Raw genomic sequence first — 13,166 nt, forward strand, 5'->3', positions numbered from 1 at the left:
ACATAATATACTATCTTGAGAGAAGGGAATGAGTAGTAAATGAGAAACCAAAGCCCTAATCCAATTGAATAATTATTTTGTTACTACCTCTAAAAGCGCAGCGCCTCTTAATCCTCTTTGTGCATCTTCACTTAAGAGAATATTAACTATCAAGTTGATTGAAAAATCATAAATTAAAGCGCTTGATACCATCTACCAACTTTAGTGTATTAAAGTTAATTAGTAAGCCCGTATTTATATTTGATAGCTTCATATATGTAATCAACTGCGCTGAGTGAATAGGTTGTAGTTTATCAACGGCCTTCAGTTCAATTATTAATTCATTTGGTAATAAAATGTCCAATTTATAGCCTGTTGCAATATATTGTTCCTTGTAAATTATTGGTAGTTCAACTTGATTTTTAATAAATAACCCAGCCTGACATAACTCATACATTAAACAAGATTCATAGCTTGACTCCAATAAGCCAGGGCCTAAGGTTTTGTGTACCTCTATAGCGCAGCCAATAACTATTTGTGTTAACTCGTCAATGTGCATGATTATCCTTATTCAATGGTAACTTTAAGAGTTAGATTTTTTATTTCTGCTTGTATTGATTTAGACTGATTATAGTTTAGTAAAGTAATTTATCCTTTACACAACAATTCAAAGCTTACCTAACATAGAAAATTGTATGAGAAAACATTAAATACTAGGCCTAGTTATTAATTAAAATATTCTGTATTTGTCACGTCCTCTAAATCGCCGAGCCTTTTCATCCTTTATATGAATAATTCACTAAGACCTAATTGAACTGAGAGAAGCGAATGAGTAGATCAAACAGATCTTAAGTAGAGCTCATAACTTATAGATAGACGCTGAGCTTGCCCGCGTGAAAAGTACAGCTTCTGATTTTTAAGTGTCATCCTCTAAAAGCGCAGCGTCTCTTAGCCCTCTTTGTGCATAATTTTCTTAAAGATCTTATTGCACTGAGAGAAGCGAATGAGAAGTAAATGAGAAACCAAAGCCACTAACCGAAGTGATTAATTGTTTTGACACTATCTCTAAAAGCGTAGCGACTCATAACCTCTTTGTGCATAATTTCTCTTAAAGATCTAATTGTAATGCTAGGGCAAGTTTCGGGATTAAGCTCGTAACCCGATCCCCGAAGCCCGTTAACTTTTGTCTAGACAAAAAAAGACCCAGAGCTATAAGGAACTCTGGGTTATAGAGGGGCTCACATGTGAGCCCTGCGCTAACTAAAGACACTTTCAGATTCTTAGGGAGAAGAAGAAAGTTATTTAAGTATAGTCAAAAGCTTCAAAAATACACATTTTTGTTCGTTTTTTATACTGCAATAATTACAGTGGGTTACATTTGTTATGCACACCTTTGTTACATTTAAGTTAGGGTTTACTCCCAGTTTATTAACTGCGTATTTTGCACCAAATCTCTAGGTAGTGAGTTTTTAACCTTATTTTTTTGCCACTTTCCTAAACCAATAGGGCAACCACATAAGGTCAGGATCACTTCGCCAGTTGCCTTAACAACCTCATCCAAACGAATGTCTTTACCATTAAAGTAATCACTGGCTTGTTGATTGGTTAATTCCAATACATTACTTTTACATTGCTTACCAAATACGGTGGCAAACTCGTGAGCAAGGCGTACCCCATTTTTATGAATAACACCAACCTGAATACCTAATCGAGCATATTTAATTTTGTTTTGTATCGCTTCAAATTCATCTGGAAACAGCCAAAGCTCTTTGTCGCGCTGCATTAAAGTGCCTGGCAGGCTTGTTAAACCAAATTGCTTTTTGAGAGAGCTCATAAACGCACTTTGCTGTTTACTATCAAAATCAGTAAAGGGGAATGCCCCTTTTTTAACTTTTAGATTTTGGTTTTCGCAGCTGCTGTGCTTTTTAAATTTAGCAATAAAAAAGCCTTCGCTGTCGAAGGTTTGCGGCCAAACATGTAAGTAGCCCTCGTCTGTAGTGGCTTTTTCTGCGCCAGGGAAAAGATCATTTAAAGGCTCTGGCTTAATGTACTCACCAAATTCTTCTAGCAATGCATCACACACTTGCTGGTTTTCGAGAGGGGTTAATGTACAGGTTGAATACACCAATGTACCGCCAGGTTTAAGTGCGTAAAATGCACTTTTAATCAGATCTTTTTGTACTTGGGCAATAGTAACATTTGATTCGATAGACCAATTTTTTAATGCATCGCTGTCTTTACGAACTGTGCCTTCACCTGAACAGGGCGCATCAAGCAAAATACTATCAAAGCATTCAAACATGTAATTACCAAATACCACGCCATCAAAATGCGATAACGCACAATTACCAACCCCCATTCGCTTTAGCGTGGCACTGAGTACTTTTAAGCGCGATGACGACAGCTCATTTGCAACCAAAACACCTTGATTGTTCATTAGTGCAGCTAGTTGTGAGGTTTTAGAACCTGGCGCAGAGGCCATATCGAGTACAGTGTTACTAGTTTGCAGGCTGTGCTTTAGTGCCATTGGCGGCAACATTGAGCTTGCCTCTTGTACGTACATTGCGCCACTTAAATGTAAATCGGTATTGCCCAGCGCTAAATTTTGCTCTTCATCTTTTGGGCGCTCTAGCCAAAAACCTTCATCGCACCAAGGAATAGCGGTAAGTTGCCAGTTTTTTTTAGCCGCTTGTTGCTTAAACTCTTCAACACTCATTTTTAATGTATTAACGCGAACAGACTTACGTAAAGGTCGACGACAGGCACTTAAAAAATCATCTAACGTAAGGTGCTCAGGCAGATAAGTTTTTACGTCGTCAATAAATTGCTTGGGGATATAAGTGTTAGCGTCCACGATTTGGCTCATACAATAAAATTAAAGGCGGATAATAGCATTTTTAGCGATTATTTTCAGTGTTAAAGTCGAAATAGTAGCACTTTGAAAGTGTCGACACCTTATTGTGAAAAACACACTCAATACTAAAAATTATTATACTTTTGGCTAATGCTGTCGACAATGTGGTGGTTTTTTGCTCATCCTTAGCACTTTTAGGGTTGACACTGTTAGCTAATAAGCACATAGTTAACCCATAAATTGTCGACAATATAAAAATACTTTATGACACAGCACTTTTTAAACGATACCGCAGTTACAACCGCTTCCGATAAAGTGTTTGTAGATATGCGCCGCGAAATTGTAGAAGGCAGTATTGCACAAGGCAGTAAAATATCAGAGCCTGAACTGGCAAAGCGTTATGGTGTAAGCCGTGCAACCCTTAGAGAGGCATTAAACCGTTTAGAAAGTTGTTATTTAGTTGAGCGTAAAGCCAATATAGGTTGTCGTGTTGTTGCATTAACCGCAGAGCGTTTAATTGAAGTGTATCAGGTGCGCAGTGCCCTTGAAGGACTTGCTTGTAGGTTAGCTGCCGACAATATGGCAGCCGATGAAGTACAAAGCTTGAAACAATTACTGAATCAGCATTTGCAAACTCAGCGTGTTAAAGAAGGTGAGTCGTACTATCAAGAAGCAGGCGACTTAGACTTTCATTACAGAATAATCAAAGGCAGTAAAAACGCTCATTTAATACATTTGTTATGCCACGACCTGTACCAGTTAATAAGAATGTACCGTGTACAAATGGGTATGGTTGGGCCACGCGTATCGAAAGCGTTTGACGAACATTTAGCCATTATTAACGCCATAGAAAATCATGATGGTGAGCTCGCTGAAATGCTAATGAAGCGCCATATCAGTGCTTCTCAAGCAAATATACAAACAAAATTTGATGGATATAAATCATTACAAGCCACTCAAAATGAAATGGCTAACTAGTACAGATGTAACATTATTAAAAAATACTAAGCTGCCAAAGAGTAGCCCCGTTCAAAGTTAGGAGAAGGTAATGTCAGCAGGATTAAAGTTTAAACAGGCAATTGCAAATAACCATCCGTTACAAGTTGTGGGTACTATTAACGCGTATACCGCAATGATGGCTGAAAAAATGGGCCATCAGGCTATTTACTTATCGGGTGCAGGTGTGGCTAATGCCTCATTTGGTATGCCAGATTTAGGTATGACTAGCCTTGATAACGTGCTTGAAGATATTCGCCGTATTACCGGCGCTAGCGATTTACCATTATTAGTTGATGCCGATACAGGCTGGGGCGGAGCCTTTAATATTGCCCGTACCGTTAAAGAAATGACTAAAGCAGGTGCAGCAGGCTTTCATATTGAAGATCAAGTAGCGCAAAAGCGTTGTGGCCATCGTCCTAATAAAGAAATAGTTACTCAAGCTGAAATGGTAGATCGTATTAAAGCCGCAGTTGATGCTAAAACCGATAGCGATTTTTACATTATGGCGCGTACTGATGCATTTCAAAAAGAAGGCTTAAATGCAGCAATAGACCGTGCAGCAGCGTGTGTTGAAGCGGGGGCCGATGCCATTTTTGCAGAAGCCGTTCACGACCTTGCTGATTACCAAGCATTTAGCAAAGCGATTAATGTGCCGATTTTAGCCAACATTACTGAGTTTGGCCAAACCCCAATTTATACCAAAGAGCAGTTAAGCGATGTGGGTGTAGAAATGGTGCTTTATCCATTAAGTGCATTTAGAGCTATGAACAAAGCGGCTCTTAATGTGTACTCGGCTATTTTGAATGAAGGGTCGCAACAAAGCCAAATTGAAAGCATGCAAACGCGTGCAGAGCTTTACGACTTTTTAGATTATCACTCGTACGAAAACACGCTAGATAACCTTTTTTCAGCAAAATCTGACAAATAATAAAAAATTCAACAGGAGACAAATCATGGTAGGTAAAGCATTAGGTGGCGCAGGCTTACGTGGTCAAGTAGCAGGACAAACGGCATTATGTACAGTAGGGCAAACAGGCTCAGGTTTAACTTACTGTGGTTACGACATTAGCGAACTGGCTGAAAAAGCGCAGTTTGAAGAAGTGTCGTTTTTACTTTCACGCGGCGAGCTACCAACATCAAGCGAACTGGCAGAGTACAAAGCTAAACTTAAGAGCTTACGTGGTTTACCTGAGTCACTAAAAACAGTGCTAGAGAACATCCCTAAAGACGCACACCCAATGGATGTAATGCGTACTGGTTGTTCTATGCTAGGTAACCTTGAAATGGAAAATGACTTTAGCGAAGCAAACGATGCAATTGACCGCATGGTGGCAATTTTCCCAAGTATTATTTGTTACTGGTATCGTTTTACTCATGACGGTGTTCGTATTGAAACCCAAACTGATGATGATTCAGTAGGCGCACACTTTTTAACGCTATTACACGATAAAGCGCCAAGTGAATTATTTGCACAAGTGATGAATGTATCACTAATTTTGTACGCAGAGCATGAATTTAATGCCTCTACCTTTACTGGTCGCGTGTGTGCGTCAACGCTTTCTGATATCCATTCTTGTGTAACTGGTGCAATTGGTACCTTACGTGGCCCATTACATGGTGGCGCAAACGAAGCCGCAATGGATATGATTGAAAGCTTTAGCAGTGCTGATCAAGCTGAAGACGCGCTTATGGGCATGCTTGAGCGTAAAGATAAAATTATGGGCTTTGGTCACGCTATTTACCGTGAGTCGGATCCGCGTAATGTTATTATTAAAAAATGGTCTGAAAAATTAGCCGCAGAAGTGGGTGACGATGTGCTTTACCCAGTATCAGTTCGCTGTGAAGAAGTAATGTGGCGTGAGAAGAAGTTATTCTGTAATGCCGATTTCTTCCATGCTTCGGCGTACCACTTTATGGGTATTCCTACTAAGTTGTTCACGCCTATCTTCGTAATGAGCCGAGTAACCGGTTGGACTGCTCACGTAAAAGAGCAACGTGCAAATAACCGTATTATTCGCCCAAGTGCAGATTACACAGGGCCAGATGCGCGCAGCTACACGCCAATTGAATCAAGAGGCTAATTAGCTAGCGTTTAAGGTGAGCACTCGGCTCACCTTTTATTGTTTATAACGCTTTTACCGCACTCTCCTCCGTCACCAAATTAGCGAATTTATTATGACCATTATTAATAACACCCAATACCGTAAGCCTTTACCAGGCTCAAATGTAGATTACTACGATACTCAAGCTGCGGTTGATGCCATTAAGCCAGGCGCTTACGCCACACTGCCTTACAGTTCGCGTGTATTTGCCGAAAATTTAGTACGCCGCTGTGAACCCGATATGCTTAACGATGCGCTTAGCCAAATTATTGAGCGTAAACAAGATTTAGATTTTCCATGGTATCCGGCACGCGTTGTGTGTCATGACATTTTAGGGCAAACCGCTCTAGTTGATTTAGCGGGCCTGCGTGATGCTATTGCTGCGAAAGGCGGCGATCCTGCAAAAGTAAACCCGGTTGTACCTACTCAACTGATAGTTGACCATTCATTAGCTGTTGAGCACGCAGGTTTTGACCCTGAAGCGTTTGAGAAAAACCGTGCCATTGAAGATAGACGTAACGATGATCGTTTTCATTTTATAAACTGGACTAAAACTGCGTTTAAAAATATTGATGTGATCCCGCCGGGCAATGGCATCATGCATCAAATTAACCTTGAAAAAATGTCGCCGGTTATTCAAAACCGTGATGGTATTGCATTCCCAGACACTTTAGTAGGTACCGACAGCCATACACCGCATGTTGATGCATTAGGTGTTATTGCTGTTGGCGTGGGCGGCCTTGAAGCCGAAAGTGTAATGCTAGGGCGCGCATCGTATATTCGTTTACCCGATATTGTGGGCGTGGAGCTTACCGGTAAACGCCAGCCTGGCATAACTGCAACCGATATTGTATTGGCTATTACCGAATTTTTACGCGAGCAACGTGTGGTATCGACTTACCTTGAGTTTTACGGTGAAGGGGCTGATGCACTAACTCTTGGTGATAGAGCAACCATTTCGAACATGACCCCAGAATTTGGCGCAACCGCCGCTATGTTCTACATCGACGATAAAACTATTGATTACTTACGTTTAACTGGTCGTGATGAAGAGCAAATTGCACTAGTAGAAAACTACGCTAAAACAGCAGGGCTATGGAGCGACAGCTTAAAAACAGCGCATTACGATCGTGTACTTAAATTTGATTTATCAAGTGTAGGGCGCAACATTGCAGGGCCTTCAAATCCGCATCGTCGTGTATCAACTAGCGATTTAGCTAAAGAAGGTATTTCGGGCGTTGTTGAAAACGAAGAGGGTTTAATGCCTGATGGCGCGTGTATTATTGCCGCTATTACTAGTTGTACGAATACCAGTAACCCACGTAATGTAATTGCTGCAGGTTTATTAGCGAGAAACGCGAATGCAAAAGGTTTAATGCGTAAACCTTGGGTTAAAACCTCATTGGCACCAGGTTCTAAAGCAGTGCAATCGTACCTTGAAGATGCAAACTTATTACCAGAGCTTGAACAGCTTGGTTTTGGTATTGTTGGTTTTGCCTGTACTACCTGTAACGGTATGAGTGGTGCACTAGACCCTAAAATTCAACAAGAAGTAATTGATCGCGATTTATACGCAACAGCGGTGCTTTCGGGTAACCGTAACTTTGATGGTCGTATTCATCCGTATGCAAAGCAAGCATTTTTAGCGTCTCCACCGCTTGTAGTTGCTTATGCAATTGCCGGGACCATCCGTTTTGATATAGAAAAAGACATCCTCGGTAAAGATCAGCAAGGTAACGATGTAACCTTAAAAGATTTATGGCCATCTGATGAAGAAATAGATGCAGTGATCAAGCAAAGCGTTAAGCCTGAGCAGTTTAGAAAAGTATACGAGCCTATGTTTAACTTAACCGTTGATTACGGCGAAGATAACGACCCACTATACGACTGGCGCCCAGAAAGTACCTATATTCGCCGTCCTCCTTATTGGGAAGGGGCATTAGCAGGCGAGCGCAGTATGAGTGGTATGCGTGCATTAGCGGTACTTGGCGATAACATTACCACCGATCATTTATCACCTTCTAATGCGATTATGGCAAGCAGCGCGGCAGGTGAATACTTAACTAAAATGAACGTGCCAGAAGAAGATTTTAACTCGTACGCAACGCACCGAGGCGATCACTTAACCGCGCAGCGCGCCACGTTTGCCAATCCTAAATTATTAAACGAAATGGTATTGGATGAAAACGGCGAAGTGAAGCAAGGATCGTACGCACGCATAGAGCCAGAAGGTGAAAACACGCGTATGTGGGAAGCCATCGAAACCTACATGCAACGTAAGCAACCGCTTATTATTGTTGCCGGTGCTGACTATGGTCAAGGTTCGTCTCGCGATTGGGCAGCAAAAGGCGTAAGGCTTGCTGGTGTTCAGGTTATTGCAGCTGAAGGCTTTGAACGTATTCATCGTACTAATTTAATTGGTATGGGCGTTTTGCCGCTTGAGTTTAAGCCTGGCACAACGCGTAAAATACTTAACCTAGATGGTAGCGAAAGCTACGATGTAAAGGGTGAGCCAACACCAGGAGCAACTTTGGAACTGGTTATTACACGTAAAAATGGTGAGGTATTAAACGTACCAATGAAGTGCCGATTAGACACGCAAGAAGAGCTTTCTATTTATGCTGCAGGCGGTGTGTTACAACGCTTTGCGCAAGACTTTTTAGAAGCTACGCAAGCATCATAAGGACGCACATTTATGTTTAAACCACAAATTAAAGTGCCAGCGACATACATGCGTGGTGGCACCAGTAAAGGCGTGTTTTTTAATTTAACAGATTTACCTGCACCTGCCCAAGTGGCAGGTGAGGCGCGCGATAGCTTATTATTGCGCGTTATTGGTAGCCCAGATGCATACGGTAAACAAACCGATGGTATGGGTGGCGCAACATCAAGCACCAGTAAAACGGTTATTTTAAGTAAAAGTGAGCAACCCGATCACGATGTTGATTACTTATTTGGCCAAGTCGCGATTGATAAACCTTTTGTAGATTGGAGTGGCAACTGCGGTAATTTAACCTCTGCAGTGGGCGCATTTGCCATCAGTAATGGTTTAGTTGATAAAGGTAGAGTGCCTGATAATGGCATTGCTATTGTGCGTGTATGGCAGGCTAACATTAAAAAAAGTATTTTAGTGCATGTGCCCATGACCAATGGTGAAGTACAAGAAACCGGTGATTTTGAGTTAGATGGTGTTACCTTTCCTGCCGCTGAAGTAAAGCTTGAATTTATTGACCCTGCTGATGGTGATGGTGCGCTATTTCCAACAGGCAATGTAGTTGATGATTTAGAAGTTCCAAACGTGGGCACGTTAAAAGCAACTATGATCAATGCTGGTATCCCAACTATTTTTGTAAATGCCAGTGATATTGGTTATACCGGTACTGAACTACAAGATGACATAAACGCTGATGAAGCCGCACTCACTAAGCTTGAAAGCATTCGTGCCCATGGGGCAGTAAAAATGGGCTTAATTAATAATATTAATGAAGCACAAGCACGCCAACATACACCTAAAGTGGCATTTGTGGCTGCACCACATGATTATATATCCTCAAGTGGTAAGCAGGTTAATGCAAGTGATATCGATTTGTTAGTCCGTGCTATGTCAATGGGTAAGTTACATCATGCAATGATGGGCACTGCCGCTGTCGCTATTGGTACTGCTGCGGCAGTTGAAGGAACATTAGTTAATTTAGCCGCCGGTGGTGGTGCTATTAATGAAGTTAACTTTGGTCACCCTTCGGGCACATTAAAAGTGGGAGCAGAGGCGGTGGTTACAAATGACCAATGGCAGGTTAGCAAAGCCAGTATGAGCCGCAGCGCGCGTGTTTTAATGGAAGGCTGGGTAAAAGCGCCATTTGATTTTTAAACATTATATAATAGCTGATGGCTTTGAGAGCATCAGCTTTATAGTTACCATGTAGTTTAAAACAAATCGTTAATTATCCAAGGTTATAACACTGTTGTTTTTTATTTTTTATAAAGCTATCAAACTCATTGTTTGCATGCATATTCGCAATTTCAGTATTTATATCTTCCAAAATAGATTGCCATTGTGATGCACTTTTAGTTACAGAATAATATAGATTTTTGTATTCAATGCTTGGCATTAATGCAACGAGCGCATTTAGCATCCTTTTTTTATCTCTATTTGATAAAAGTGACTTGTAAACGCTGGCTTTAAGTACTTCTAAGTCAGCAACAATAAGCTCAACACGACCGTTTAATAGCAAGTGAATAAGCTGATATTCACTGTTTGCCACAATGGTTTTTATTTCACCTTGATCAATAAGTTCATCGAGTTTAGCACTATTTTTGTATGAACGAACGACGCCCATCACTCGGTTTTTTACAGAGTTAATGCTGCCATCGTAGTCAATAGTATGATCCTTTAGCGCAACAAATGATAAATCGCCGCCTGGAATAGGTTCTGATAGCGCCAATAACTGATTTCGTGTTTTTGTTAGAATATTTTCGGATATGACATCGTCGTCAATATAGTACTCAGGAAATAATATATCGGCCTTGCCTAGCTCTGCTTCGCGAACTGCACGCGCCCAAGGATAAAATTCAATATGAACGCCATAACCACGCTTTACCAGCATGCTAACTGTGAGCTGGTATAGCCAGCCTTTATTGCATAAGTTATCGTCTATGTAGGGAGGCCAGTTGAGAGTGACTAAACGAAGGACGGTATCAGCCTCTAAATTATAACCGTAACCGCTTTTGTATTTTTCGCCAGGAAGAGTGATATTTTTATCATTAACTGTGTAAGTTACTGGCGCAGGATCTGCGTAAGCAAAAAGTGAAATAAATAAGGTAGCGACTAAAAATATTCTCATAAGGATAATGCATTTTTATATGTACAGTTAAGTTTAGTGTGTTATCTGGAATAAACAACTTAAATGGTAAGGTTCTTTTAGTATTCATACAATTAAATATAGCCTTAAAAAGCGATAACTATTAACATGCGAATACAAGTAATTTAACTTAAATACGATTTAGTACTTATCTTATTAATAACATGAACATTCAATCGTATTAAATAGAACAACTATATAAATAATTTTCATATTACTCTATTTCTAGGTGCTGTAATAAATCACCATTTCAATTGAGTTGGTATGATAATTAAAGGTGTTTTTACTAGAGGGAACTTTTATGGCTAATAAGCCAATAAGTGAAGATAATCCATTTGCTAATTTATCTGATGTGCAGTGTGAGCACATCCAAAATTGGTATCAAAAGCATATTTCTTTAACTCTAACCACGTTGCTTAAAGGCAGTAAGTCTGGTCAAGTAATAGACAGTAAATTAGAGCGCGCGTTAAACGAAGCATTAAAAAACAGTAAACAGACCATAACCTATAAAGGCGATGGTAATTCGCCTATAAAATTACAAAATGCCAGTGTATTGGCCGAGCTCAAAGATACACGTGATTTGTTTCATGGTGCACAAGTTAAAATAAATAAGTTAGAACAAAAAATAACAACAAGTGCTGACGAAATACAATTACTAGAGACTCAAAAAAGCGAACTACAACTAGAAGTACGTAGTTTAAAGCAACGGTTAAACCATGTTTTATCGAGATTAGAGTCGCAAGGCGTTTCGTTTCAAAAAAGCCATTATGTAGGGCGTATATTAGTACATGCTTTACGAGCAAGCTTTGAAAATTGGCAGCAAACGCCCTCTGGTGAGTCTTTCAAAAATCATGATTTTTATAAGCTTTTTCCTCGGGTGTTGTACTCAAGTTTACTAAAAGAGATAGAAAAACTGCTAGGGGAACATGATTATAATAAAATAGAACGCTCGTTGAGTGATTTTGTGTTTCAACAAAAGGGCTCTCCAGTAGAGAATTGGCCAGATGAAGACCCGATATACGAGACACGATTAATTAACCAAAAACAGTCAGAGCTTTTAATTAAGTTACAAAGCCAACACCAGCAGCGAAAAAACTTTACCTCCTATTTAGAAAAGCGTCTTTCTAATACTGGGTTTACGCATAAGCACAGTGATTTGCTAATGACATTAGTTGAGTTTGCGACAAATGATGAAAATAGTAAGTTTTCTAGTTACTGTCATTAATTAGCAGTATTTGTTTGGCTAGTGAGCAGTAAAGGTGTAGTTAGAGGGGATTGTTGAAGCCCAAGTTGCTTTAGCCTATCTGCAATATTGCCTTGTGTGAGTGCTTGCTTTACCCATTTATACAAGGTGCTTATATCTAGCGTGTGGTTTGGGCGGAGTAATAACTGATGATTATAGGTTTGTGCAACTCGCTCAGACACAAGTAGCAAACGCTTGCTTTTTGGATGCTTGCTAAAGTATTGATTTAGGTAAGAGCGAGTAACAATAGCGCAATCGCTGCGTTTTTTTAATACTAATTCAATACTTCTTTTATGGCTGCTTAATAAAGTCATTTTATATTCGTTTTCAAGAACTGAGGGGCTACTTTCGTAATTAGCTAACGGATAATGGTAGCCTAAAATACCCACCAAGGTTTTATCTTCTACGTTTTCAAACCAGGCTTGAGATTTTGCAAATTGCTTTAAAGCAATAAATACTTCTGTATCTATGGCTATAACAGGGGAGTTACTAATTACATTATTCCCTTGTTGCCACCCCCAGTTCGGGTTCTCAAAAAAAACCGAATCGAATAGGCCTTTTTGGTAATCCTTAAAGCGACGAATAGGCGTGGTTAGTACTAATTCAAAATGATAAGAAGACTGTATTTTATTGAGCTCGCTTATTAATTCAACGGTAAGACCAGAAGCACGCCCATCAACAATTTCTATATAAGGAGGGAACTCATAGCCACCTACTTTAACCACCGTTTTTGCATGAGCTTCTTCAACTGAAAAGCCAAGTAAGGCTAGTAAAATGAGCGTAACAAACTTCATAGTTAAATCCTTTCTTAGCGTGCTTTTGATGTATTAATTTAAAAGATAGTCTATTTGTTAACATAGTATGAATTATCAAGCAATAAATACTGACTTTGCAGGGTGATTAAATGGATGTCATCAGACGGTGTTGGATATTAACCAATATCGGTGCAGTTTTGCTTTATGTTGGGTGGTGTTTGGTGTTGGGGTGTTTCACCAATGTCGGGTGGCGTGGCTTCGCCACTTAACCGACCTACGTTCTTTTTTATTGTGTAGATATGTAGAGAGGGTAGTGCTCTTTCTTTTTTAATAGTGTAGATATGAAGATTGGTACGACTGGGTGGATTCGAACCA

General features: G+C 40.0%; 11 protein-coding genes. 6 read left to right on the plus strand and 5 right to left on the minus strand.

The window, feature by feature from the left end; genetic code table 11:
• Positions 1 to 166 precede the first annotated feature (166 nt).
• Together CWB75_RS10525 and rsmF are read right to left on the minus strand one after the other, a co-directional pair.
• Positions 167 to 538, minus strand: coding sequence for a GxxExxY protein (locus CWB75_RS10525; RefSeq protein ID WP_138570616.1), 372 nt, complete (start codon positions 536 to 538; stop codon positions 167 to 169).
• Positions 539 to 1,393: 855 nt separating this feature from the next.
• Positions 1,394 to 2,833, minus strand: a complete 1,440-nt coding sequence (rsmF, locus tag CWB75_RS10530) for a 16S rRNA (cytosine(1407)-C(5))-methyltransferase RsmF (RefSeq protein WP_138570624.1) — start codon at positions 2,831 to 2,833, stop codon at positions 1,394 to 1,396.
• Positions 2,834 to 3,097: 264 nt separating this feature from the next.
• Between rsmF and CWB75_RS10535 the strand changes: the two genes are divergently transcribed.
• The 5 genes from CWB75_RS10535 (at position 3,098) to prpF (ending at position 9,802) form a co-directional block, all read left to right on the plus strand.
• Entirely contained in the window at positions 3,098 to 3,811 is a 714-nt protein-coding gene (locus CWB75_RS10535; RefSeq protein WP_138570617.1) for a GntR family transcriptional regulator, read from the plus strand.
• 70 nt (positions 3,812 to 3,881) lie between these two features.
• Positions 3,882 to 4,760, plus strand: coding sequence for a methylisocitrate lyase (gene prpB / locus CWB75_RS10540; protein ID WP_138570618.1), 879 nt, complete (start codon positions 3,882 to 3,884; stop codon positions 4,758 to 4,760).
• A gap of 25 nt (positions 4,761 to 4,785) precedes the next feature.
• Complete coding sequence (gene prpC, locus CWB75_RS10545) at positions 4,786 to 5,913, plus strand: bifunctional 2-methylcitrate synthase/citrate synthase (protein ID WP_138570619.1); 1,128 nt, start codon at positions 4,786 to 4,788, stop codon at positions 5,911 to 5,913.
• 94 nt (positions 5,914 to 6,007) lie between these two features.
• Positions 6,008 to 8,617: a Fe/S-dependent 2-methylisocitrate dehydratase AcnD gene (gene acnD / locus CWB75_RS10550; protein ID WP_138570620.1), complete on the plus strand. Its 2,610-nt coding sequence runs from the start codon at positions 6,008 to 6,010 to the stop codon at positions 8,615 to 8,617.
• A gap of 12 nt (positions 8,618 to 8,629) precedes the next feature.
• Complete coding sequence (gene prpF, locus CWB75_RS10555; RefSeq protein ID WP_138570621.1) at positions 8,630 to 9,802, plus strand: 2-methylaconitate cis-trans isomerase PrpF; 1,173 nt, start codon at positions 8,630 to 8,632, stop codon at positions 9,800 to 9,802.
• Positions 9,803 to 9,875: 73 nt separating this feature from the next.
• On the opposite strand, the gene CWB75_RS10560 is transcribed toward prpF, so the two are convergent.
• On the minus strand, positions 9,876 to 10,775 hold the full coding sequence (locus CWB75_RS10560; RefSeq protein WP_054200741.1) for a substrate-binding periplasmic protein: 900 nt from the start codon (positions 10,773 to 10,775) through the stop codon (positions 9,876 to 9,878).
• A 319-nt stretch (positions 10,776 to 11,094) separates the two neighbouring features.
• Here CWB75_RS10560 and CWB75_RS10565 point away from each other — a divergent pair, with 319 nt between their 5' ends.
• Entirely contained in the window at positions 11,095 to 12,018 is a 924-nt protein-coding gene (locus CWB75_RS10565) for a V-type ATP synthase subunit I domain-containing protein (protein WP_138570622.1), read from the plus strand.
• Here CWB75_RS10565 and CWB75_RS10570 read toward each other — a convergent pair.
• Entirely contained in the window at positions 12,015 to 12,830 is an 816-nt protein-coding gene (locus CWB75_RS10570) for an amino acid ABC transporter substrate-binding protein (RefSeq protein WP_138570623.1), read from the minus strand. The two genes, CWB75_RS10565 and CWB75_RS10570, sit on opposite strands and share 4 nt — an antisense overlap.
• 137 nt (positions 12,831 to 12,967) lie before the next feature.
• On the minus strand, positions 12,968 to 13,166 hold a 199-nt coding region (locus tag CWB75_RS19135), incomplete at its 5' end, for a hypothetical protein (protein WP_212750900.1).

This window comes from Pseudoalteromonas sp. S1608, from assembly GCF_005887265.1.
In the GTDB taxonomy this organism is placed as follows: Bacteria; Pseudomonadota; Gammaproteobacteria; order Enterobacterales; family Alteromonadaceae; genus Pseudoalteromonas; species Pseudoalteromonas undina.